A 24,548-nucleotide genomic window follows, 5' to 3' on the forward strand; every position below is an offset into this window, starting at 1 on the left:
CGTGGCCAACGAATCCAACAACCAATCCGCCCAACCCGGCCTCGTCGCCCGCGGCCTCGCCAGCATCGGTGCGCCGGTGCTCGAAGTGCACCGCACCGTCAAGGACATCTTCCGGGTGTTGTGGCTGACGTTCTACTACATCCTGCACGGCAAGAAGGGAGAGCGGCGACGCAACGAGATCTTCGCCCAGATGAACGAGATCGGGAACCGCTCCCTGGTGTTCATCGCGGTGACGCTGGGCTTTTTGGGGATGATCCTCATCTTTCAGGCCGGCTACCAGGCCAACAAGATCACCGGCGACCTGCAATTGCTGGGCGCCCTCTTCTTGCAGCTGTTGTTGCGCGAGTTCGCCCCCACCATCACGGCCATGATGATCGCCACGCGCGTGGGCACCGGCATGGCCGCCCAGATCGGCTCGATGGTGGTCACCGAGCAGGTCGACGCACTGCGCATGAGCGGCGCGCAGCCCATCGATTATCTGGTTGTGCCCCGCTTCATCGCCTCGACGGTGATGATGGTCGTGCTGACAATATTTGCTGTACTCGTTTCATATATCGCTGGGGCGCTCACCGCCTATTCGTTCTTCGGCCTGAACCTGCGAACCTTCTTCGATCTGTCGATGATCGGCTGGTTCGACATCAATATCGGGTTGGTCAAGGCCGTCGCGTACGGAATGGCTGTGCCTGTCACCGCCTGCCAAGCCGGTCTTTCGGTCGTCGGGGGAAGCGAAGGCGTCGGACAAGCCACCACTCAGGCGGTCGTCAACGCCAGCCTCGCCGTGGTCATCCTCGACTTCATCATCTCGGGGTTGGGTTACGTCGTACTGGCGTTTTTGTGAACGGAAGAACGGAGGCGTCGGCCTTGCAAGGTTGACGTCCGCTATTTGGGGCGCCTGAACTGCGGCGCGGAACTACAATTTGAGGGTCGTTTCAATGCGGCTTTTGTGATGGGTGAGGCGACCCTCTAATCGTTGTTTCGTGAGGGCGTTGTTTGCCCTCGCCCCTAATAGCAGGCGCTACTGGCCTGCAAGACCATCATCGAAAGAAGCATCAATTATCGAGAGAAGTCTCAATTACCAGAAGCGCCAATTTCTTGATCTCGGGGGGGGACCACATGGCACGCAACAAACCTAAAGCGACACATCAGACTTTGCTCAGACTCCTCTCGACATTCCTCTTGGCGGCGGCGCTGGCCCTGCCCGCAGCGGCCAACGCGCAGTCGGTCAAACTCCCCAAGAAGGGGATGCAGTATTTCACCTTCGGATTGAGCCTCAATCCGGGGTTTCTGTACGACGACACCGCCGAGATGCGCGGCGTACCCAACGCCTCGGCCGCCGCGGCGAGCATGGCCCAGATTGGCGTGACCCAAATCGTGACGCGCACCTTCTACATGAGCGCCGAAGCGCAGGCCGGACTGCAGTGGCTCAACGACAACACCGCCGACAAAGACGGCAACGCGCCGTCGTCGACGAACTTCGCCTGGCAGTTGGGCCTCTACATGAATTGGCTTCCGCTTGGAGAAGAGCTAGGATTCGTGACCACCGGCGGCATCCAACTCTTTCAGGCGCACCTCGACGACGCCCCGCTGCAGATTCTGGGCGGCGAGCTTCGCGTGGGAAAATATATCTGGACCGCGGAAGAAGACTTCTTGCTCGTTCAGGCCGGCTACACCGCCCCGTTTATCCAAGGCCTCGACCGGCCCACCGAGTTTGGCGAGACCTCCGAGTGGTCTGACCGCAACTGGTCGTTCCACCGCTTCAGCATCGGCTTTCAGTACGGGTTCTAAGGACGATGGGTAGTATCGAGTTCAAAGGCATCTACAAGAGCTTCGGCGACAAGCATGTGCTTCGCGGCGTGGACCTGACGGTCAAACCCGGCGAGGTGATGTTCATCATCGGGCAGTCCGGCGCGGGAAAGAGCGTGCTGGTCAAGCACCTGGTCGGCCTGCTGCGCCCGGACAGAGGAAGGGTCTACCTCGACGGCGTCGACGTGACCGACTTCACCGAAAAGGAGTTCTATCCCATCCGCAAACGCTGCGCGATGGTGTTCCAGAACTCGACGCTCTTCGACTCGATGACGCTCGTAGAGAACGTGATGCTCCCCATCCGCAAGCACCGCAAGGTGACTGACGAGGAAGCCCACTCGCAGGCGATGGAGCAGTTGCAGAAGGTCGGCATGCAGCGCTACGCCGACCGCTACCCGGCTGATTTCGGCGATGGCATGCGCAAAAAGGTCGCGATTGCGCGGGCGCTGACCCTCGACCCCGAGTACGTCATCTTCGACGAGCCGACCACCGGCATCGACCCCATCTCGGCGGCGATGGTCGACAAGCTCATCCGCCACCTCGCCGACAATCTGGGCGTGACCAGCATCGTCATCTCCCACGATTTGCGCAGCATCTTTGGCATCGCCGACCGCGTCGCCATGCTCTACAAGGGTGAGTTGGCCGAGGACGGCACCCCCGAGGACTTCAAGAAGAGCACCAACCCGGTGGTCCAGCAGTTTATCCACGGCCGCCCGGAGGGCCCGATGGAGGAGCCGAACTGAGGCCCTCAGGTGACACGACAGTTGCGCTCCAGTACCTTCTGGACCAAGATAAGCCGTACTAAAAACTCTCAACAACGCAGTTGGTTAAATGCAGAACAAAGAAACCGCCATCGAAGTCAAGGTGGGCGCCCTGGTGCTCTTCTCGCTCGGCCTGCTCGTAGCCTTCGTGCTCGTGCTGGGCGATTTCTCGTTCTCGGACGAGTTTACCTTTCACGTCGATTTCGAAAACGCCGGGGGTCTGAAGCCCGGCGCGGACGTGGCCATCGCCGGCATCAACGTGGGCAACGTCGAGAGGCTGGAGTTCCAGCCCAACAAGGGCAACGAGGGTCAGCCGGCCGTCGAGGTGCGCGCCACCCTGCGCATCAGCCCCGACTATGCGGACGCGGTGCGCCAGGACAGCGAGTTCTTCATCACCCGCCGCGGCGTGCTCGGCGAGCCGTATATCGAGATCGAGACGAACTCGTTCGACGCCCCGCAGGTCGAAGAAGGCGCGGTGCTACGCGGCGTTCAGCCGCCGCGCATGGATGTCATCGTGGCCAAGGCGACCGAGCTGCTCGACACACTCGACGATCTGCTCAGCGACCCGGACATCCCGGCCTCCGAGCTGATCGGCAACGCCGCCTCACTGATGGGCAACCTCGACAAAGTCATCGTCGACAACCGCCAGGACATCGACGGCACCATCGAAGGGGCGCGCATGTCGACACAGGAGGCCGCCAAGCTGCTCCAGGCGCTCAATTATGCGGTCGAGGAAGGCGAAACCCTGCGCCGCACCCTCGCCGATGCACAGGCGACGGCGGCCAACGCGCGCGCCATTTCGAGCAAGGTCAACGGCCAGGTCGACCCGGTCATCGCCGACGTCCGAGCCGCCACCGAGAACGCGCGCAAGGTCAGCGAGACGGCCGCGCGCGTGCTGGGCGACAACGAGCAGAAGCTCGACGAATCGATCGCCAACGTTCACGCCAGCACCGAAGACTTGAAGAATATCTCCGAGGGCGCCAGCACGGTCGTGGGGCGCATCGAGTCGGGTGAAGGCACCGTCGGTCAGCTCCTGGCCGACCGCGAAATGTACGATGATATGAAAGAGTTGCTGCGCACCATCAAGCGCCGGCCCTGGAAGATTATCTGGAAGGAATAGTCTAACTATCCAGCAGCTCTCCCCGAGCCGGCCCGCCTGGCCTGCTCGACATCAATGCCCATGTCCTTCGTGGCCGCCCTTGCCGGGAACCGGCAGTGGCGGCTTTCCTTCGCGCATCCTGCGCTGATTCTCGATCAGCGTGTCGATCCCCTTGAGCTTGTCTTTCAACTTGGCGCGCTGCTGGGGGTTCTCGATGAGGTTATAAGCACGCTCGTAATGCTTTTTGGCGTCGGCGGGACGCTTGAGCATGTCGAGGTAGAGGTCGGCAGTCATCATGTGAAGCTGGGCGCGGTCGTCGCGCGGCGGCTCGCGCTCGAGGATTTCGAGGGCCTGCTCGACCGCCTCCTCGTAGCGTGAGCCGACGTCGAGCGCGGCGACCAGCAGTTTTCTGGCCTCCACGCTATTCGGATAGGCGTCGACGGCGCGCTTGCCGAGGCGAATGGCCTTCGACTTGTCCTTGTCGCCGAGCTCAGCACGCCCGTAGAGCGCCAGCGCTCGTACATCGTAGGGACGAAGGTCGACGGCCAGCTCGATCATCTCCTGATTCTTCTCGAGCTTGCCCTCCCGCTCGTACGCCAACGCGATATTATAGGGCACGTCACCGAAGGCCGGATACCATTTGCCGGCGGCGCGATAAGCCTCGATGGCGTCGGGGTACAACGTGCGAAGCATGTACTGGTCGGCTTGGCCGCGATAGTAGCCGGCGCCGAAATTGAGCACCGTGGGCACGAGCACCCCGAGCCCGACGAGCGCGGCCAGCGCGCCGGCGAGGTTGGAGTTGCTGGCGAATCCGCCGTCGCGGCCGCTTCGGGCGGCCCAGACGCTCGACCAGCCGCGGAAATCGTTGAGCGACGCCGAGAAGCGAGTGAGCACCGCCAGCCCTGCCACCCACGTGAGCGCCGCGGGAGCCAGTTCGATCAGCGGCGTGAAGAACATAAAGGCGAGTCCGGCGAGCGCGGCGGTCAACAGCGCCCAGTGCTCGACAATCCAGCCGGTGCGTTCGGTGCGCCGGGCCAACGCCCCCAACGTGACAGCAAACGTGGCCATCAGCCACAAGACGAAGAGCGCCAGGCCCACCACCCCGTACTCGACCAGTAACTTGGTGACACCGTTGTGCGGCGTGCGGAACGCCGGATAGTGGGCGAACATCGACTCGACGAACGGGTGGTCGATATTGGGAGACTCGGTCTGCAGCGGCCACCAACTTCCGGCGCCGTGACCGACAATAGGCTTCTCCGAGAACAGATCCGTGCCCACCGCGAGCAGATAACTGTGCGCGCGGCTGCTCGTGACCGATTCCCACCGGTCGGGCGCGAAGACGGTGTTTCGGACCTCCCCGCCCATCTTTCGAGGGTCGGCCGCCCCTGTCTGGACCAGTCGTGGAAGGCTCGTCGCCGGGCTGGTGCGCTCGGGCTGCGGCAGGCCCCACTGGGCGATGGCCACGAAGACGGCGACCACGCCAAGCAGCACCATCACGGGCCACAACACCATGACGGCCTCGGTGCGCTGGAAGGCGATTACGATCAGAGCGGCGAGCACGCACGCCCCGGCGAAAACCGCCGCCCAGGCCCAGCTGCTGACCAGCGCGAAGTGGAACCCAGCGAGCGCGAAGCAGACGCCAAAGAAGATGCGAGACTTCGAGGGGAAGCGAAACGTCGCCCCCAGAAGCACCGGAAGCGCGACCGCGTAATAGGCCGAGGCAAACTCCATGGCGTCGAAGGCGCCGGTGGGCCCGGGCGGGTCCCACACGATGGTAAAGAGGCCGATCCCAGCCAGGTCGAGAAACCCGAAGATCGACGCCAGAGCGGCTCCCACGCCGGTGGCGACCGCAAAGTCGTAGAACCGAAGCGGGCGTCCCACTGGTGATGTCACGATGAGGACCACCCCGGCCAACGCGACGAAATGGAGCGAGTCCCACAGCCCCAGAAGTTGATTGTCAGCCCACAGCGACGCGGCCAGCGCGTACAAGCCGAAGGCGAGCACCAAGACCGTCACCCGCCCGGCCATCATCGACACGGCACGAGCACGAACGGCCTGGATGCCCCAAATGAGCAACGCCAGGCCGACGCCGCCGGTCAAGACGAGTTCCTTGAGCAGTTCGTAGTTCGAGAAGCCCGTGGCGAACGCCGGCGGTGTCAGGGCGAGCAACACCAGCACGATCCACGAAGGAATCGCCAGCGAAATCTCGGCCTTGGCTTCCTTTTTTGCACCGTCGCGACTCGATTCACTCATCACATCATCCAGTGTTGTCTAAGATTGACTCGTCGGCCCGGCGCCGGCGAAAGCACCATGCCGAGTAGGTCCGTATAGCATCGACTGCCCCCACAAATGAAGGCATTGGGCCCCGTTCGTCAATCGTCGCGCGCTCGGTGTGGGGCCGACCCGCCGTCTTTTCAGCCTCTGGAGTGTGCTTAAACTGTAGGCACAGCAACAGGATCTCGGCACATCATCTCGATTCGTTCCACATCCGCCATCGACTCGCAGGGAGAGCAGATGACCCAACGCAGCCATCCGGAGGTAGTCGTCATTACAGGTGCCACCGCAGGCGTCGGACGCGCCACCGCAGAGGCGTTTGCGCGCCAAGGCGCCCACATCGGACTGCTGGCCCGGGGCCAAGAGCGACTCGAATCGACCCGACGCCGGATCGAGGAACTGGGAGGAAAGGCCATCGGCATCTCGACCGACGTGGCCGACGCCGAACAGGTCGAGCGCGCGGCGGCGCGCGTCGAGGAGGAGTTCGGCCCCATCGACGTGTGGGTCAACAACGCCATGACCTCGGTGTTCTCGCCGGCCATCGAGATCGAGCCCGAGGAGTACAAGCGCGTCATGGAGGTCAACTTTCTGGGCTTTGTCCACGGCACGCAGAGCGCGCTCGAGCGTATGCTGCCGCGTAACCGCGGGTCGATCGTGCTGGTCGGCTCGGCGCTGGCCAAGCGCGGCATTCCGTTGCAAGCGCCCTACTGCGCCTCGAAACACGCCATTCAGGGCTACTTCGAATCGCTGCGCACCGAGTTGCTCCACGATGACAGCGACATCAAGCTATCCATCGTGCACTTGCCGGCGATCAACACGCCGCAATTCGACTGGGTCAAGAGTCGGCTGGACAACCGCGCTCAGCCCGTGCCGCCCATCTACCAGCCGGAGGTTGCTGCCGACGCCATCGTCTACGCGGCGCATAACGACCGGCGTGAGGTCTACGTCGGAGCGCCGACGGTCAAGACGATCTTCGGCAACAGAATCGCGCCTTGGTATGCCGACCGTTACCTGGCCAAAAACGGCTACGATGGCCAGCAGACCGACGAGCCCGAAGATCCCAACCGCCCCAACAACCTGTGGGAGCCTGCGCCTGGCGACCCCGGCGCCCACGGCCGCTTCGACGACCGCAACCCTCGCGCACGCAGCCCGCAACTGTGGGCGACCCAGCACCGCACCGAGCTGGGCCTGGCGGCCATCGGCATCGGCTTGGCCATCGGTCTAACGGCCGGCCTGCGCTCCTAACTCGAGACGCGCCCACACCGGCAGGTGATCGGAGGCGACGCGCGTCAGCGCGCCGTCCTCCACGCCCGAGTCGACGAGCACCGTCTTGGGCACCGCCCAGATGCGATCGAGCGAAAAGACCGGGCGCGACGACGGGAAGCTCGCCCTTCTGGGCTGAAAGCCGAGGTAAGTGTTGAGCCGGCGAAGGTTTCTGCTCCATCCAAACCACTCGTTGAAATCGCCCATCACCGCCACCGCGCGACCGCGTGGATGACGGTAGAGGTGGCTCAAGAGCCGGCCAATTTGGTCGGCACGCTCGCGCGTGGCCAAACCGAGGTGCGTGGCGACCACGCGCAACGTCACACCGCCCACGTCGATGTCGACATCGAGCGCGCCACGCGGCTCGAACCCTGCGACACTCAAGTCCAGCCGGCGCTCACGACGCACGGGGAAACGCGTCAAGATGGCGTTGCCGTAAAAGCCGCCCTCGCGGGTCATCGTCGGCCCAACGACGGGCTCGAGGCCGGTTTCGGCCGCCAAGACGTGGAGTTGGCCGAGCTCGGTTCGGCTGTCGAGGCTCGTGTCCACCTCTTGGAGAGCGACGATGTCAGGCTCGAGCGCGTTGAGCACCTGCGCGACGCGGCCAGGATCACGCTCGCCGTCGGTGCCGATGCAACTGTGGACGTTATAGCTCACCAGGCGCACGTCGTGCGCGTCGTCCTTCTCCCTCGGGTTATCGGGCTCCGTCGGGTTATCGGGCTCCGTCGGGTCAACGGGCTCTGTCGGGGCATCAGAATCAGACATCGACTCACGCCTCCGCCGAGGCCGCCGCGAGTGATCTCGGGTCGCCCTCCCCCGCGTCGGATTCCGGCCGGGGCGACGGTTTCGCGCTCCCCTTCCCTCGGGTCCATCTACGAATGAAGAAGCCGCCGACGGCGAAAAGCCCCACAATGCCGACCAACACCACCAGGCTCACCAAGTCAGGGTTGGCGATGAAGTCGGCCAGCTCGTCTCCGAACAGGCCCTTGAGGATGATGCCGGGGGTCATTCCGATGAGCGTGCCCCACATAAAGTCCCGCAGGGGGATGCGCGAGGAGCCCACGGCGAGGTTGACGACGCCATACGGAGCCACGGGGACCATGCGCACTGCGACCACTGACCACACGCCGCGCTCGGCGACCCAGGTATGGATCTGACCAAAGCGCTTTCCGGCGATTTTTCCGACGCTATCTGCACCAATCGCGTTACCGATTCCATAGGAGGCCGCCGCGCTCAACATGGCGCCGATCAGTCCGTAGAGCGAGCCCCACAACGCCCCGAAGATAAAGCCCATCGCCAGGATGAGAACACTGGTGGGAAAGGCGAGCACGCTGAGCGCGACGAAGGTGAGGATCGCGAGCGGCACGGACCACCACGATTGCGAGATGGGCTCGACCATCATCGCCAAGTTGCGCGGGCTGGCCCACTCGCCGAGCGGGGTCCAGTGCCACAACGCAGCAAGCACGACGAGCACGGCCAGCAGCCCGACCAGCCCGGCGTAGTTGATGCTCGTGCGTTTTTCATGAGCCGGCAACAGCCGCTTGGCGACTTGTTCGGCGTGCCACGGCGTCTCGGGGTCTAGGAGGCGCTCGTCTGCCCACTGACTCGCCGTCTCCGGGGAGATGTCGAGATGGAGCGGCACGAGCCGGCGCTCGCCACTTTGGTGGGCGTCGAGTACGGAGACCAGCGAGCCGCCGGATTCGATTTGCTCGGCCACCTGGTCGGGACTGAGTCCGAGATGGTGGCCAAGCAGGCGGTTGCGCACGTGGGTAATCTGTTGTCGGGTGTGCTCATCGTGCGCCTCGAGCACGAAATCGCACTCGCTGTCTACACCCAGCGAGCGGTTCGACAGGTTGGCGGAGCCGATATGGAGCAGACGATCGTCGACCACACAGATCTTGGCGTGCACGTAGACCTTCTTGCAGTCGCCGTCGTCTTCGACCTCCGGATGAACGATGCGAAAGCGATCATGCTCATCAGCCTCGCGCAACCGCTCGACGGCTCGAGCTCGCAGGGAGTCGAGGGTCGCCTCCTCGATCATGCCGGCGGCGTCCTCGGGAACGATGATCACGATCTCGGGTCCGTCTTCCTCTTCGAGCCGCCGCGCGAGCCCGTCGGTGAGCTTCGACGACGACAGATATTGGCTCTCCAAGTAGATTTGGTCTTGGGCTGCAGCGAACGAATCGAGAAAGAGCGCCTCAATTTCGCGCACCTCCTCCTCTACGAGCCACTCGGGTAAGGTGCGCGCGATGCCGACCTCGACATCCTCGAAGTCAGGCTCGAGGTCGCCCGGCCACAGCCCCTGACGAGGCTGCGCCGCCTCGATTTGCTCGTCGAGCGCATGCTGCCAACGCCAACGCGCGAATTTGGCGACCTCGCGAGCGGCGTCACCGTTGAAGACGGTGTGGGCATCGTGAAACGGATCGAAGCTCAACCGATTGGGGGTTTGGCGACGCTCGTCGTGAACTCGATGCTCAGCCGTATCCCAGCGCCGCTGGGCTATGTCGATACCTCCGACAAACGCCAACGAGTCGTCCACCGTCACGATCTTTTGGTGATGGGACGTCCCCATCGGCGCGGTCTCGTCGTGGGCGAACTCGACGTTGTCGGGTGCCTTTTGCCAAAACCGCAATCGCTGCATCATCTCGCGCTCGAAGCTGTAGATGATGTCCTCTTCCCAGACCAGCACCCGCACCTTTAGCTCGGGGTGCTCGCGAGCGCAGTCGTTGATGAGTTGCAACAGGTCGCGCGCGTCGTCGTCCCGTCGGCGCATCCGAACGCGCGAGTGGATATCCCAGCCGATGATCACAATCGACTCGCGGGCCAATTCGAAAGCGTCGGCGACGACCTCGAAAAACGTGGCCGTGTCGTCGAGCACCGACGCGCGTTGGGCCATCGCGGTCTGCCAGCAGTTTTCGCCGGCTCTGAGAATGTGCGAGTCAGTCATCAAAATCCCACGTCGAAGGCGCAATCTTCTCGCGCTCCTCAATGTAAACGTCGGTCTTGCTGCTGCAATGCAGCAGCGCCACAGCCCGGCGACCTTGCCGGAAAGCGATCGCTGTGAAGATTTGACGCCGTAGGCGGTGTGCACTGCTCACTTCCCCACTCGCTCGAGGAGTCGCCGTGCCCAAGGTCATCTGGAAGGGACATATCAACTTCGGTTTGGTCAACGTGCCGGTCCGGCTCTACTCGGCCACGCGCAAGCGTAAGCTCGACTTTCACTTGATCGACAAGCGAGATCAGAGCCCGGTGGGATATCTCAAGATCAACAAAGATACGGGTCGGGAGGTACGCCCCGAGGAGGTCGCGCGCGCCATCGAGGTCGATGGCGAGAAGGTTGTCGTGGAAGACGACGACTTCGAGCAGGCCGAGGCCCACACCGCTCAGAATATCGACATCCAGCACTTCGTGCGCCGCGAGCAGATCAACCCGGCGTTTTTCGAAAAGCCCTACTACCTTGCCCCTATGGAAGGGGCCGAGAAGAGTTACACGCTGTTGCGCGAGGTGATCGAGCGCACCGGCCGCGTGGGCATCGCCAAGGTGGTGTTGCGAAAGCGAGAGCACCTGGCTGCGCTGATGGTCCAAGACAACGTGGTGGTACTCGAGATGCTACGCTTTGCCGACGAACTTCGCGACCCCTCCGAGCTCGACCTGCCCGCCGAGAGTGCGGGCGACCTGGGTGTCACCACCGACGCTCTGGAGATGGCGACCGAGCTCGTCCAGCGCATGACCCGAGATTGGAAGCCCGATCAGTACCGCGACGAGTACCGAGAGGAGTTGCTCGAGCTTATCGAGGACAAGGCACGCCGCGCGCGCGCCGGGACCGCGGAGCCATCCTCGCAGCCCGAAGAGAGTCGGCCGACGTCAGGTGAACCGGGAACCACCGAAGGTGCCGACCTGACTGAACGGCTGCGCCAGAGCATCGAGCGCGGAGGCGGCTCCCTCGCCTAAATCGGTTGGCGCGCATCGAGGATCACCCTGAGCTGGGTGAGCAAGTCGCGCGAGCTCATCGGCTTGGCCACAAACGGCAAGTCGGCGAGCAGTTGCTCCTCCTGAAAGAGCTGCGCATCGGTGTAACCGGAGGTCATCACGAACGGGATATGCGAGTAACGGTCGACCAGTTGCTCGCGCAGCTCTTCGGTGCTCAGGTTCGGCAGCACGACGTCGCAGATCACCGCGTCGATGCTATCGTGGTACATGTCGAGCAGCTCGAATGCCTTGATCGGGCCCCGGCTGGCGATGGCATCGTAGCCGTGGCGCTCGAGCACATCGGTCACAAAGTCGAGCACGTCGGGGTCATCCTCGACGACGAGCACCACCTCGTCCCCCTCGAGTTCGACTTGCTCGTCGAACTCCTCGTCCTGTTCGAATTGCACGGGTTCAGCGCGCGGGAAAAAGAGCTTGAAGCATGACCCCTGCTCCGGCCTCGAGGTCACTGCGATGTCTCCTCCTGCATCCGTGATAATGCGGAAGACCGTCGCCAGCCCGAGACCGGTGCCCTGTTTGGCCTCTTTGGTCGTATAAAAGGGTTCGAAGAGATGTTCGAGCACCTCTTCGGTCATGCCCACTCCGGTATCACGCACTTCCAAGACGACCGGGTCATGGCCCAACAGCTCGGCCCGCTCGAGTTTGTCGAGTTCGTCCGGGCGCGCCGAACGGGTCAGCAGCGTGATCGTGCCCTTGCCCTCGATGGCATCGCGAGCGTTGACGGCCAGGTTCAAGATCACCTGCTCCAGATCGCTCGGATCGGCCTCTACATAATAAGACGCACCGTCGACCACGCAGTTCAGGGCGATATTCTCGCCGATGAGGCTGCGCAACATATCGTAAAGGCTATGGACAGCCGCGTTGAGATCGAGGACGCGTGGTTGGCGTACTTTGCGTCGGCTGAAGGTCAAGAGTTGGTCAGCCAGGTGCTGCGCCTTCTCCGAGACGTGGTGAATCTTGCACAGTTGCGCCCGCCGGGCATCGCCGTCGGGCAGGCTGGCCAGCAGCAACTCGGAGTAGCCCTTGATGACCGTCAGATGATTATTGAAGTCGTGGGCGACGCCGCCGGCGAGCAGCCCGAGGGCCTCGAGCTTCTGAGACTGGCGCAGTTGCTCTTGGAGTTGTTTCTGCTCGGAGACGTCTCGCAGAATGGTCGCAAAGCCGACGGCACGGCGCGTGCCAGGCTCCCGAAGAATGATAATCGTGGTTTCGGTCTGATGGGTGGAAGACGAGTCGAGGCTGACGACTGTCAACGGCCCACTCCAAGACCCGCGGGCGCGAACCTGAGGCACGATCTCGCCGAAAAGGCGCGCCGCTTCATCATCGGGGAGAAACTTCTCGACCGCCCGACTGACCGGCTTGCCGTGCTCGACTCCGAACAAGGCACAGCCTGCGGGGTTTAGATAAGTGACCTGCCCCTCCATGTCGGACATGCCAATGATGTCGGTGGCGTTTTCGACGAGCAGGAAAAAGCGCTCGTACTCCGCCTCAGCCAGCCGCTTTTCATCAACTTGGTTCTTCTCGCGCTCGATGCGCTCCAAGGCGACACCGAGCAAGTCACAGACCATCGCGACAAACCTGGTGTGCTCCTCGGTGACTTGATTTGCGTCCTGCCAGAACAGCTCGCAGACGCCCCACGCCTGTCCGCCGGCGCTGATCGCCACCGAAATCCCACTCTTGCAGTCATGTCGAGAAGCGACCGGCGAGGGCAGGAAGCGACTCTCGGTGTCGGTGTCGTCGACCACCAACGGCTCATCGAGTTCCAAGGCGAAGTCGGAGGCTGTTCCGGCGCCGACGTCGACCATGCGGGTGCCCAGCAACGAGTCTTCGACGCCCCAACCGGCCAACAAGTCGAGCCCCTCGCCGTCCGCCGAGCAACGGAGCGCGGCGACGCAATCGACGGCGAGCGGTTCACGCAGAATTTCGACCACGCCAGCCCACAACTCCTCCTCATCGACGGCTTCGAGGGTGCACTTTCCCAGCTCGACCAGCGCAAGCTGCGGGTCACTCAAGTCCTCGGACCAAGATGAGGCCGTCTGCTCCATATTAATCTGTCCCCCCTTTGGGGCGGGCGACGCGCCTACGGGCGTCGGAGTCATGCTGATTCCTCAGGAGGAGTCGCAAATTCGCATGACGAAGCTATGCACAGGCGCGAAGCGTCAATTGATCAGATTTTGATCATGCACCGAATTTGTCGAGGCGCAAGGCGTTGGCCAGCGCCAAGGGCATCAAATCGACCGCCGGAAGCCGAGCGCCCAAGCCGCCGCGTAGGCAGTCGCGCTCGCCGAAGGTTTCGACGCCGTCGGTTCGGCATTGCTCGGACCACAACAGCACCGGCACCGGATGCCAGCTATGGTACGCCAGTTGGGCCGGCGTGGAGTGGTCACCCGTGACAATGACCACGTCGGGCTCCAGATCGAGCAGCGCTTGAAGCTGCGCGTCGGCCTCCTCGATGGCGCGCACCTTGGCTTCGAAGTCTCCGTCTTCACCACGGCTGTCGACGCTCTTCTTGTGAATGAAGAAGAAGTCGTAGTCATCCCAGTGCTCGCGCGCCACGGCAGCCTTCTCTTCGATCGATGCCGGCCCCTCGAGGGTGTCCATCCCCAGAAGCTTGGCGACACCGCGGTACATGGGGTAGCTGGCGATGGCCGCCGAGCGAAGCCCGAAGGCCTCCTGGAAGGTCGGCCAACCGGGACGCTGGGCGAAGCCGCGAAGCAGCAACATATTGGCCGGCGCGTGGTCGGCGAGCTTCTCGGCCGCCTGGTTCAAGAACTCCTTGACCAGCCGCGAGGTCTTCTGCGCAGCCTCGGTGGCCGGCACGGGCTCTTCGGGCTTCTTGCCGGTCTCCTGCGGGTCGGTGTCGTTGATCTCGTCGGACAGACCCTCACCACGCAACACGAAGAGCATGCGGTGCTCTTTGACCGTCTCGATGTGAATCTCGGCCCCTTCGACCTCGATCTCGCGCAGCAACTCGCACAGTTCCTCGTTCTTCTCGGTGCTGATGCGTCCGGCGCGCCGGTCGGTCACCAGGCCCTCGTCGTCGACGGTGCAGAAGTTGCCTCGCGCGGCGACGTCGCCGTGCTGCAAATCGAACTCGACGCCCAGCGCCGACAAAACACCCCGGCCGACCTTGTATTCGGTAGGATCGTAGCCGAACAGACCCAGGTGGCCCGGGCCGCTTCCCGGCGTGATGCCCGGGCCGACGGGCACGTGCAGCCCGCAGATGCCACGGCGAGCCAATTCGTCGAGGTTCGGGGTATTCGCCGCCTCGAGTTCCGTGCGCCCCTGGGGGCCGCTCGGCAGCCCGCCGAGGCCGTCGAGCACCAGAAGCACGATTTTGGAGTCGGCGGGTTTGACCAGATTTTGGATAAACTCGAGTTTCATGACAGCACCTGCCCTGATTGCTGGGTTGTTTTCATTTGTCGCGAAGGCTCCGTGAGCCTAACCGCACAGGCCCTGTGGTCAAGGGTCTTCGATGCCTCGACCCCGCCACGCTCTAGACTGGCTTCGCAGGGTCATGCAGGAATGTCGAATGTGGCAGAGTCGTTTTCGAGCAGGAGCAGCAATTGACCTGCGATCGACCTGGATCTACATTTTTCTTGAAGCAACGCCGCTCTGTGCCGTCGATTCACGGCCTCGGCCTCGTTCCTCCTTTCCATGCAGGCACCGACTCGTGACCACTGCCGACGCCACTTACAACGGAGAGACCAAGCCCCGCAGCAAGTGGGTCGCCATCGCGCTGACCTACCTGTGCCCCGGCCTCGGCTACATGTACGTCGGCGAGTTCATCAAGGGCCTGACCGTCAACCTGCTCTTCTTGTTGATGCTCGAGGTGTTCATCATCTCGTTCAGCATCCTCAAGTTCTTCCCGCTGCTCCCGTTCCTGGTCGTGGTGGCTGCGTGGCTGATCTTCAGCACCCTGATCGCCATGGACATTGCCCAAAAGGCGGACCGCGCCGGCGACAGGTATGTCCTCAAAGGATATAACCACTGGACGATCTACCTGGTCGTGTTCCTGCTCAGCTTCTTGGTGCCCATCGTGCTCACCCTCGACTTCACCCGCTCGAGCCTCTGGACGCTCGAACGGGTCGAGAATGGGGCGATGTACCCGACCATTCAGCCGGGCGATACGGTGCTCGTCGACCTGAACGCCTTTCGTGAAGCCCCGCCGGTGCGCGGCGAGGTAGTCGCGACCGCCCCATCGGAGAGCGATGACTTGCAGTTTCTGAGGGTCGTCGGCGTCCAAGACGACGTGGTGCGCATGGAGGGCAACACCTTGTACGTCAATGACGAGGCCGTGGGACACTCGCCGCTTAAAGAAGAAGAGATCGCCCACGCCGAGCTCGACAAAGAGAGCGGGCTTCTGGCCTGGGTCGAGCACAACCAGGGTGAGCGTTACGTCATCTCGGTCTCGCCGCGGGTTTATACCGAGCTGACCATGCCGCCGACACGCTTGGCCTCCGACGAGTACTTCCTTCTGGCCGACAACCGCAGCCAAGTGCCCATTCAGGGCGTGCAGACCGAAGAGCGTGACAGCCAGATTCGCGACAGCCGCAACTTCGGCAAAGTCTCCGGGCCCGAGTTGGCCGGCGTGCCACGTTTCATTTTCTGGTCGCGCGGCCCCGACGGCTCGATTCGCTGGGACCGCATCGGCCTTCGCGTCCACTGATCTTTCCGAAGCTTTTCCCCTCCAAAACTAACAAGTTCCGGAGCCAACGGGCGCGAACACACTGTTTCGCTCCCCGAGGCTTGCTCCATCGTACAGAACGTGTTTTAACCCCCGGTGGTCGACCCGATCGTACCGGTGCATTACCTCCAAGCCCATGACTCAGCAAACCGACTCCGACAACAACGACGCCGACAAGCCGTCGGTGGACCGAACGGTTCGCAACCGCAAGCTGTGGGAGTATTTCTCGCGCTACAAGGGCTGGTTTGCCATCGGCGCGGTCTTTCTGGGGCTGACCAATATTCTCAACCTGGCCATCCCCGCCTATATCGGCGACGCGGTGCAGATGATGCGCGACGCGGTCGGCGGTGAGGGGCTTGGCACCGTTCGCGGCGACCTCATCGACATCGGCTTGATGATCATCGCGCTGGCCATCGGCGGCGGTATCGCGCGGGTGTTCAGCCGCATCTTCATCTTCAACGCCGGGCGCCACATCGAGTTCGACGTACGCAACGAGATGTACAGCAAGCTCGGCACGCTCAGCGCCAAGTTCTTCAACGGGATGCCCACCGGCGATATCACCAGCCGGTCGGCCAACGACGTCAGCTATATCCGGCTGCTGTACGCCATCTCGTTTCTGCACGTCATCAACACCACCATCGCCTACAGCATCGCCATGTCGCGCATGGCCGACATCAGCTGGAAGCTCACGCTGGTCTGTCTGGTGCCCTACCCGGTCATCCTCTACTTCCTGCTGATGATCATGCGCGCGCTCTTTCGCCAAACGAAGATCGTGCAGGCGCAGATGTCGGACATCTCGACGAAGGTCCAGGAGAACCTGGGCGGCGTGTCGGTGGTCAAATGCTACGCCATCGAGGACCGCGAGAAGGAGTCCTTCGGCCTGATGAACGAGGACTACTACGGCAAGAGCATGAAACTGGCGACCATCCGCGGCGGCATGCAATCGCTGATGACCCTGGTCGCCGGCGTGGGCACCTTTGCGGTGCTCATCGTGGGCACGGGCATGGTCATCGACGGGGATTTGAAGCTGGGCGCGTTCGTCGAGTTCAACTCCTACGTCGTCGCCCTGGCCTTCCCGACCATCGCGATGGGCTGGGTCTTCTCGGTGTGGAACCGAGGGCTCGCCGCCTTCGACCGCGTGCTCGAGATCCTGCAGATCGAGCCCGCTGTCCTAGACCCCGCGCCCGACGAGCAGCGCGAACTCCCCGCGCTCATCCCGGGCGAGAAGCGCGGCGCGGTCCGCCTCGAGAACGTCTCGTTTGCGTACCCCGATGAAGACGAGCCGGTACTTCGCGACATCGACATCGACATCGAAGCCGGTTCGACCGTCGCCATCGTCGGTCGCACAGGCTCGGGCAAAACCACCTTGGTCAAGCTCATCTCGCGGCTGTACGACCCGACCGAAGGCACCGTGTATATCGACGGAGAGCCGCTGCCGAAACTGCCCCTTCGCGACACCCGCAGCGAAGTCGGGTTCGTGTCGCAAGAGCCGTTTTTGTTCTCGATGACCATCGGCCAGAACGTGCGCTTCGGCGTCGACGCGCTCGAGTACGACGAGACCGTCCACCGCGAGCCCCCGACGCGAGCGCTGCTCACCGGGGACAAGCGCGAGGACGTCTCGCAGCAAGAGCGCATCGAGCAAGCCGTGCGCGTGGCCGGGCTCGAGCCGGACATCAAGGGCTTCACCAAGGGCCTCGACACCCTCGTGGGCGAGCGCGGCGTGACGCTGTCGGGCGGCCAGAAACAGCGCGTGACCATCGCGCGCGCCCTGCTCGTCGACCCGCGCATCCTCATCCTCGACGACGCCCTGTCGAGCGTGGACACCAAGACCGAGGAGGTCATCCTCGACCACCTCGACGAGCTGATGGCCGACCGCACGAGCATCATCTTGACTCACCGCTTCAACGCTCTGGCCCGGGTCGACAAGATCTTCGTGCTCGAGGACGGCCGGGTCGTCGAAGCCGGCTCCCACGACGAGTTGCTCGCCAAGGGAGGCACCTACGCCGAGATGTGTGAGCGCCAGCGCCTCGAGGAGAGTTTGAAGTCGTGAGTGACGAAGCCAAACACAACAAGGCCGACAGCTCGAAGCCAGCGAAGCCAGAGAAGCAAGAGAAGTCAGAGAAACAAGATCGGCCCAAAGACGCCGCCATCGGCTCCGGCTTCAAAGAGCAGAAGCTCGGCAACGTCACCGATGCCACGCTCATCAAGCGGCTGTGGACGTTCATGCGTCCGTACCGCTTCACCTTCCTGCTCTGCCTTCTGCTCTTGCCGGTACTCGCCGGCTTCAAGCTCGTCCAGCCGCACCTCTTGCAGGTGGCCATCGACGATTACCTCGTCCCAGGCGAGTACGGCGGGCTGACCTGGGTCATCGCTGCGTTCGGCGCGGCGGTCTTCTTGCAGGCCGGCACGGGCTTTTTGCAGTTCTACCTGATGCAGAAGGCCGGCCAGCGCGCGCTGTACGACCTTCGCCAAAAGGTCTTCGACCACGTGCAGTCGCTGTCGGTGAACTTCTTTCACCGCCACCCGACCGGCCGGCTGATGACGCGCATGACCACCGACGTCGAATCGCTCCAGGAGGCGCTCTCCTCGGGCATGATTACGATGATCGGCGACATCATCATGCTGGTGGGCATCGTCGTCATCTTGCTGCTCAAGGACTGGAAGCTCGCGCTCGTCAGCTTCACGGTGGTGCCCTTTCTGGCGGTATTGACCGCCATCTTCCGCCACTTTCTGCGCAAGGCCTTCCGCGAGATTCGCGTCAAGATCGCCCGGCTCTACGCGCACCTGCAGGAGTCGGTGACCGGCATCGAGATCATCCAGCTCTTTGTGCGCGAGAACGTCAGCGCCGAAGAATACCGCGACATCAACGAGGATTATCGCGACGCCAACGTCCTGTCGATTCGCTACGACGCCATGCTCTACGCGGTCGTCGAGGCGGTCGGCGCGATCAGCGTGGGCGCGATCATCTGGTACGGAAGCGGCCAGGTGCTCGACGATATCCTGACCATCGGTGTGCTCGTGGCGTTCATCGAGTACATGCAGAAATTCTTCGTGCCCATCCGCGACCTCGCCCAAAAGTACAACCTTTTGCAGAGCGCGATGGCCAGCAGCGAGCGCATCTTCGAGCTGCTCGACTCCGACGACCAGATCCCGCAGCCCGACAACCCCAAGCCGCTGCCCGACGAGCCGCTGCATATCGAGTTCGAGAACGTCTGGTTCGCCTACAACGACGACGAATGGGTCATCAAAGACCTGAGCTTCGAGGTCAAATCGTGCGAGAAGGTCGCGCTGGTAGGCCACACCGGCGCAGGCAAGACGACGATCATCAGCCTGCTGATGCGCCTGTACGACGTCACCCGGGGACGCATCCTCATCAACGGGATCGACATCCGCGAGTTCGACCTGCACGCCTACCGCCGCGCGTTCGCCGCGGTGCTGCAGGACTCGTTTTTGTTCCAGGGGAGCATCCGCGAGAACCTGACGCTGGGCGAGGAGAGCATCACCGACGACGAGCTCGTCGAGGCCGCCAAGATCGTGCACGCCCACCCGCTCATCTCGCGCTACGCCGACGACTACGACCACCGCATCGCCGAGCGCGGCTCGAACCTGTCGTCGGGCGAAAAGCAACTGCTTTCGTTCGCCCGCGCGCTCGTCCAGAAGCCCGAGATCCTCATCCTCGACGAGGCCACCGCCAACGTCGACACCGACACCGAAGCGATCATCCAGGACGCCATCGACAAGCTGATGGCCCGCCAGACCTCGGTCGTCATCGCCCACCGCCTGTCGACCATCCAGAAGGCCGACCGCATCATCGTCTTGCACAAAGGCGAGATCATGGAGCAAGGCACCCACCACGAGTTGCTCGAGCACGGCGGCCACTACGAGACGCTCTACCGGCTCCAATACGCCTTCGACGCGGACGCGCAGGCGGCTGAGTAAGCCCCCCTTCCTCTGCGGAGCGGGGGCTTGCCCCCAGCGGAGCCCTCGCCCGCGCAGCCCCAAGGCTTGCCTTGGGGCAAACCTCCGCTGAAGGCGTGGCTCAATTGACCGTTTGTTCCGAAGGAACCTGCTCATCCACCGACCTCGCAATCAACTCCACGAGACGATCGAGGATGCCCTCGAGACGCGCCACCACGTCCGGCTCGCTCAACGCGCGCTGGCGGTTGAGGCTGTCGCCGAAGACCACCGCCGCCAGCACGTCGGCCACGGCGCCGGGCGTGTCGACCTCGGTGAACGCCTCGACGAGGAAGTCGACGACCTCGGAGTTGTCGGTCTGGACGTTGAACAGGCAGTTCTGGATGGTCTTGAGCAGGATATCGGCCTGTCGAAAGTCGCCGACGCGGTCTTCGAGCAGCTCGGCGCGCACGCGCCGGTACGGCGTCGCCACGTCGAGCTCCTCGACGATGCGCGCGCGACCGACGCCGCGCACCAAGATATTGAAGCGCCCGCCAGCCAACTCTTGGTGGGCGATGATCTTTCCGGCGCCGGCGACCTTGTGCAGATGGGGACGCCCTTGCGCGTCGGAGCGGCCGTTCGCGACGATCATCGGCACCAACATCGGCGCCTCCTTGTCCAGGCAATGCTCGACCAGCGCGCGGTAGCGCGGCTCGAACACGTGCAGTCGAATGGTCGTGTGCGGGAAGAGAATGCCGTCGGGGAGAGGGAAGATGGCAAGATCTTCGAGATCGTGCGGCTCGATGGCCAAAGTGGGCAAGGCGTGGTTCATATTTGTTCCCGCGAGCGTTCGGCGTGGGTCTGCCTCGACTATACCACAGACGGCGGGCCAAAAAACCTGCGCGTTGAAGGGAAGCCTTTGGGCGGCTAGCTTGTTGAGGGGAAGGAACCATCCTGCTCGCAGTGTAGTATCATGCCCAAAAACGTAGTCCTGCTGTACGACAAGTTGATGCTCTCCCACGATACCGGCCAGCTGCATCCCGAGCGGCCGGATAGGCTCTACGCCATCCAAGACGCGCTTCGCTGCGCTGAGGTACCCGGCGTGCGCTGGCAAGCCCCCAAGCCGGCCACCCGAAAACAGATCGAGCGCATCCACACCTGCGACCACGTCGACCAGATCGAAGCGTTCCGCGGCCGCGCCGGGCGCCTCGACGCCGACACGCCGCTCTCCGAAGACAGCGTGGCGGCCGCCTACTTGGCCGCCGGCGCCGCCATCGACGCGGTCGACGTCGTCCACAAGAACCCCAGCGAGAGCGCCTTCGCGCTCGTGCGCCCGCCCGGCCACCACGCCGAGCGCGACCAGGCGATGGGCTTTTGCCTGTTCAACAATATCGCCGTCGCCGCCGCCCACGCCGTCGATACGCTCGGCTACAAGCGCGTGCTCGTCATCGACTGGGACGTCCACCACGGAAACGGCACCCACTACTCGTTTTACGACCGCCGCGAGGTGATGGTCTTCAACACCCACCGCTACCCGTTCTACCCGGGCACCGGCCAGGCCAAGGAGACCGGCATCAGCAACGGCGCGGGCTACACGGTCAATGTGCCGCTCCCCCCGGGAATGGGCGACGGGGACTACAAGCACGCCTTCGAGACCGTCCTGGAGCCCATCGCCGACGCCTACGAGCCCGATCTGGTGCTCGTCTCGGCCGGCTTCGACTCGCATCGCCTCGACCCGTTGGGCGGCATGGAAGTCACCTCCGAGGGCTTCGGCGGCCTGTGCACGATGGTCCAGCGCATCGCCGACAAACACGCCGACGGGCGCCTCGCGCTCATCTTGGAGGGCGGCTACAGCCTCGAAGGCCTGTCGCAAAGCGTGCTCAAATGCGTCGAGGTGCTCGCCGGCACCCCCTACGAGATCGACGACGAGCCCAGCGAGAACGGGTACGCGGCGATTGTACGCGCGAGGCGACAGCTTCGGATGTATTGGAACGTGTGAGGCCTACAGAGACGTTAAGCTCGTGGCTGGTCGTCACAGAGAAACAAGTCATTCTCGCCAACTCGGCCACAGTCGCCGGCGTCGAGTTCGACGACTGTCCTCTCCGCATTGCGATCGAAGGCGGAGACTCCTTCGATCCGGTGAATGAACCCTTCCCGACCGCGCTCGTTTGCTTCAAACCTCTCCCAAACCTCTTCAGGGAGCGCCTCCAGGATACGGCAGCGAAGCAAGATCTCAGTGCTCTTGTGCATCCCTGTCGGTTGGTTCTCCTTTGCCTCCCACTTCATCACCGACTGGTGGGAAGTCATGCCCACGAGTTGGGCGAAGTCGGCGAGCGTCTTCTGCATCCACTGGCGGATGAACCGAACCTGGCGTCCACTGAGAGGTTCTGGGCGATGCGCCAGCAACCACAAGACTGCGTGCTGGAAGTCATGGGCGTTGACCTGCGGCGCGACATCCCCTCGCACCTGCGCCATGGGTACGTTCTTGAGAAGCACCGGAAAGCCGAGGCTCCAGTCTTCAAACTCGTCTCGAATATGAGTTTGCATCGCATTTCCTTACTAGTTCAGGTCGATCACGGTGACCACGAGCATGTCATCATCGAACGTCACGATGATACGAAGCTCGCGCTCGTCAGCCACCGTCTTGCCTCTCACGGCGTAGTTCCAAGCCTGATAAGTCTCGTCAAAGCGGTCTTTTCTCTTCTCGTGCCACCCATGCGTCAGCACAAATTCGACTTCCGGACGAGTGATAGCCCGCTGTGCGCCGCGTTGTTGGGCGTGAGTTGTGAGCAGATAATCGCCGGACTCTACATGCTCAGAAACGACCTCCAACAAATTGTCGAGCTTCTTCGGTCGCCCCATTTCTTGCAGCTCCCTTGGCGAAATGTAACCTAGTTACACTCTCATGACAACGTGCGGCCGATTGCCGCCCCCTCTTTACTGTTTTCGGCAATCTGCAGAAATTGTTGCGTGGAAGCCGAGAAATCAGCCCGTGGCAAGACGTATGGCGGGATATTTTCTGTTTCGGAGTAAGTGGCGTCCGTCGACGTCTTCGAGCAATCTGCCCAAGACTCGACACACGCCTCGCGAGGTGCACGAACGATCGAGCCGCGACTCGATACAGCTCCGGAAAGGTGGACGAACCAATAAGGTCGCGAAGAATTGCGTCGGGCAAGCTCCGAGATATCGCGACCTGAGACCCGCCCCTCAGATTTGGATATGCCAGATCTCCGCGCCCGACACCCCGGTCGGAGTCTGCAACCCCGTAGGACTCTCCGTTCACCATCGGACGTCAGCCCGAGATATCCGACCATTTCGAGGTTGAGTGTCGACAGGCGCCCTGAAGGGTGCTCCCACTCGCCAGGAGTCTATGGGACTCGAACTCGGACGTCCTCAGAACCTTCCGGACGCGATTTTTCGCGACCCAAGAAGGTCGAAGAGCTCTTCGCTGGGCGTCGGGTGTCAGCGAAGAGCTCTTCAAAGTTCGTTTTGAAGGTCTGCCCTCAACCTTGCTGGGCGGTCAACAGCTGCAGAATCTCGTCGAGGCCGAGCATCTCGGCCAGGTCGGCGGGGGTCTTGCCGTTCCACATCGCGGCGGTGGTGTCCGCGCCCTCCTCGACGAGCAACTCGACGAGCACGAGGCTGCCGTCACGCGTGGCGATATGCAGCGGCGTGGTGCCGTCCTGGGCGGCCACGTTGACGTCGGCGCCCCTTTTCAAGAGCTGTCGCACAATGGACACGTCGCCGCCTTCGACCGCCCAGGTCAGCGCCGTCTGCCCGAAGCGGTTGGCCAAGTGGCAGTCCGCGCCCGCTGCGAGGAGCAGGTTCGCCACGTCGTGGTGCTCGGCCTTGAGCGCCTGAATCAGCGGGGTATCGCCCTCGGGCACGTACTCCCATTGCCCTTCGACGGTGCGCGTGTTGATGTCGGCGCCGTTCTCGAGAAGCTTGCGGACCCGCGCGACGTCGCCCTCACGCGCCGCCTCGACGAGCGCATAAGCCTCTTCACCGACATCTTCGATCACCTGGGCGCGGTGGTCTTCTTCGCCAGCCGCAAGCCGACGCTCGAGCTCGTCGACGGGCACGTCCCAGTCGACGCCCATCAGAGCGAGATGCTCGGCGGCGGCCTGCGCCGACTCGACGGTGACCACCGAGATGTCGTTGGGGACCTCGAGCAACACCAGGTTGTCGGCGTCGCTCACCGATACGCGTTTTCCTTCGTCGAGCGCGTCGAGCCACGACAAGACCACCTCGCAATGCGCCGGCGACAGCGACGTATCGTGCGACCACGGCATCGTGAGCACCTCACCGAACATCGCCTCACGCGCGTCGAGGCCGAAGCCGGCCAACTGCTCGAGCCCGTCGGCCCAGTTGGTGTTCATCGGCTGGCTCATCCCACACTCGTCGCCTCGGCACCACAGCCCCGCCGACGCCAGGTGCTCGACCGCCTCGGCGGCGTACTCGCCGAGCTCGCGAAGCTCGTCGGGCAGGTCCTCGAACCGCTCGAGCGGCTCGCGCTCTTCTTCGGGTAGATAGGCTTCGTAGTATTGGGACTCGTCCGACGCCGCCAGCCCCACGAGCGCCTTGTCGTTCCAGGCCAGGCAAAAGTGCTCGCCCATGCCGTTGTCGAAGACGTAGCGCCCGTCCTCGGCGCTCTCCTGCCAGTCGCCGGCGTTGATGCCAAAATACATCATGCTCAAGCTATACAGCGCATGATGCAGGCGTGCCTGACGGACCACTCGATCTCGAGAAAACTCCATCGCTTCCTCCCACTTGGTAAGGT

The 24,548-nt window shown here is 63.1% G+C and carries 19 protein-coding genes; 10 read left to right on the top strand and 9 right to left on the bottom strand.

What is annotated here, in order from left to right; translation table 11 throughout:
• Position 1: 1 nt before the first annotated feature.
• The 4 genes from FIV42_RS29495 (at position 2) to FIV42_RS29510 (ending at position 3,684) form a co-directional block, all read left to right on the top strand.
• The gene (locus FIV42_RS29495; RefSeq protein WP_141201175.1) at positions 2-838 is read left to right on the top strand and encodes an MlaE family ABC transporter permease; all 837 of its coding nucleotides are present in this window, start codon (positions 2-4) and stop codon (positions 836-838) included.
• A 275-nt stretch (positions 839-1,113) separates the two neighbouring features.
• On the top strand, positions 1,114-1,785 hold the full coding sequence (locus FIV42_RS29500) for a hypothetical protein (protein WP_141201176.1): 672 nt from the start codon (positions 1,114-1,116) through the stop codon (positions 1,783-1,785).
• Between the two features lie 5 nt (positions 1,786-1,790).
• A complete protein-coding gene (locus FIV42_RS29505) occupies positions 1,791-2,546 on the top strand; it encodes an ABC transporter ATP-binding protein (RefSeq protein ID WP_141201177.1) in 756 nt (251 codons plus the stop codon).
• A gap of 88 nt (positions 2,547-2,634) precedes the next feature.
• Entirely contained in the window at positions 2,635-3,684 is a 1,050-nt protein-coding gene (locus FIV42_RS29510; RefSeq protein WP_141201178.1) for an MlaD family protein, read from the top strand.
• 51 nt (positions 3,685-3,735) lie between these two features.
• Here the strand turns inward: FIV42_RS29510 and FIV42_RS29515 are convergent, their stop codons facing one another.
• On the bottom strand, positions 3,736-5,916 hold the full coding sequence (locus FIV42_RS29515; protein ID WP_141201179.1) for an O-antigen ligase family protein: 2,181 nt from the start codon (positions 5,914-5,916) through the stop codon (positions 3,736-3,738).
• 261 nt (positions 5,917-6,177) lie between these two features.
• Between FIV42_RS29515 and FIV42_RS29520 the strand changes: the two genes are divergently transcribed.
• Entirely contained in the window at positions 6,178-7,182 is a 1,005-nt protein-coding gene (locus FIV42_RS29520; RefSeq protein WP_141201180.1) for an SDR family oxidoreductase, read from the top strand.
• Here the strand turns inward: FIV42_RS29520 and FIV42_RS29525 are convergent.
• Entirely contained in the window at positions 7,159-7,965 is an 807-nt protein-coding gene (locus tag FIV42_RS29525; RefSeq protein ID WP_141201181.1) for an endonuclease/exonuclease/phosphatase family protein, read from the bottom strand. The two genes, FIV42_RS29520 and FIV42_RS29525, sit on opposite strands and share 24 nt — an antisense overlap.
• 4 nt (positions 7,966-7,969) lie before the next feature.
• Positions 7,970-10,147 carry a VTT domain-containing protein gene (locus FIV42_RS29530; RefSeq protein ID WP_141201182.1) on the bottom strand — a complete coding sequence of 726 codons (2,178 nt, stop codon included), beginning with the start codon at positions 10,145-10,147 and terminating at the stop codon, positions 7,970-7,972.
• Positions 10,148-10,323: 176 nt separating this feature from the next.
• Between FIV42_RS29530 and ku the strand changes: the two genes are divergently transcribed.
• On the top strand, positions 10,324-11,151 hold the full coding sequence (gene ku / locus FIV42_RS29535; protein WP_168211028.1) for a non-homologous end joining protein Ku: 828 nt from the start codon (positions 10,324-10,326) through the stop codon (positions 11,149-11,151).
• Here the strand turns inward: ku and FIV42_RS29540 are convergent.
• On the bottom strand, positions 11,148-13,232 hold the full coding sequence (locus FIV42_RS29540) for a hybrid sensor histidine kinase/response regulator (RefSeq protein ID WP_168211029.1): 2,085 nt from the start codon (positions 13,230-13,232) through the stop codon (positions 11,148-11,150). The genes ku and FIV42_RS29540 overlap by 4 nt on opposite strands.
• A gap of 133 nt (positions 13,233-13,365) precedes the next feature.
• On the bottom strand, positions 13,366-14,571 hold the full coding sequence (locus FIV42_RS29545; RefSeq protein ID WP_141201185.1) for a 2,3-bisphosphoglycerate-independent phosphoglycerate mutase: 1,206 nt from the start codon (positions 14,569-14,571) through the stop codon (positions 13,366-13,368).
• A 289-nt stretch (positions 14,572-14,860) separates the two neighbouring features.
• On the opposite strand from FIV42_RS29545, the gene lepB reads away from it, so the two are divergent.
• The 3 genes from lepB to FIV42_RS29560 all read left to right on the top strand — a co-directional run bounded on the left by lepB (position 14,861) and on the right by FIV42_RS29560 (position 19,813).
• Positions 14,861-15,856, top strand: a complete 996-nt coding sequence (gene lepB, locus FIV42_RS29550; protein WP_168211030.1) for a signal peptidase I — start codon at positions 14,861-14,863, stop codon at positions 15,854-15,856.
• 154 nt (positions 15,857-16,010) lie between these two features.
• Positions 16,011-17,924 (top strand): ABC transporter ATP-binding protein, encoded by a 1,914-nt coding sequence (locus FIV42_RS29555; RefSeq protein ID WP_141201187.1) that lies wholly within the window; start codon positions 16,011-16,013, stop codon positions 17,922-17,924.
• Positions 17,921-19,813 (top strand): ABC transporter ATP-binding protein, encoded by a 1,893-nt coding sequence (locus tag FIV42_RS29560; RefSeq protein ID WP_141201188.1) that lies wholly within the window; start codon positions 17,921-17,923, stop codon positions 19,811-19,813. The genes FIV42_RS29555 and FIV42_RS29560 overlap by 4 nt, the downstream gene beginning before the upstream one ends.
• A gap of 100 nt (positions 19,814-19,913) precedes the next feature.
• On the opposite strand, the gene FIV42_RS29565 is transcribed toward FIV42_RS29560, so the two are convergent.
• Positions 19,914-20,600: an LON peptidase substrate-binding domain-containing protein gene (locus FIV42_RS29565; protein ID WP_168211031.1), complete on the bottom strand. Its 687-nt coding sequence runs from the start codon at positions 20,598-20,600 to the stop codon at positions 19,914-19,916.
• Between the two features lie 141 nt (positions 20,601-20,741).
• Here FIV42_RS29565 and FIV42_RS29570 point away from each other — a divergent pair, with 141 nt between their 5' ends.
• Positions 20,742-21,767, top strand: coding sequence for a histone deacetylase family protein (locus FIV42_RS29570; protein WP_141201190.1), 1,026 nt, complete (start codon positions 20,742-20,744; stop codon positions 21,765-21,767).
• A gap of 14 nt (positions 21,768-21,781) precedes the next feature.
• Here FIV42_RS29570 and FIV42_RS29575 read toward each other — a convergent pair whose 3' ends face one another.
• The 3 genes from FIV42_RS29575 to FIV42_RS29585 all read right to left on the bottom strand — a co-directional run bounded on the left by FIV42_RS29575 (position 21,782) and on the right by FIV42_RS29585 (position 24,525).
• The gene (locus FIV42_RS29575) at positions 21,782-22,315 is read right to left on the bottom strand and encodes a helix-turn-helix domain-containing protein (protein WP_141201191.1); all 534 of its coding nucleotides are present in this window, start codon (positions 22,313-22,315) and stop codon (positions 21,782-21,784) included.
• Between the two features lie 12 nt (positions 22,316-22,327).
• Positions 22,328-22,630, bottom strand: a complete 303-nt coding sequence (locus FIV42_RS29580) for a DUF4258 domain-containing protein (RefSeq protein WP_141201192.1) — start codon at positions 22,628-22,630, stop codon at positions 22,328-22,330.
• Positions 22,631-23,271: 641 nt separating this feature from the next.
• Positions 23,272-24,525 (bottom strand): ankyrin repeat domain-containing protein, encoded by a 1,254-nt coding sequence (locus FIV42_RS29585; protein ID WP_168211032.1) that lies wholly within the window; start codon positions 24,523-24,525, stop codon positions 23,272-23,274.
• Between the last annotated feature and the right edge of the window lie 23 nt (positions 24,526-24,548).

This window comes from Persicimonas caeni, assembly GCF_006517175.1.
Lineage (GTDB): Bacteria > Myxococcota_A > Bradymonadia > Bradymonadales > Bradymonadaceae > Persicimonas > Persicimonas caeni.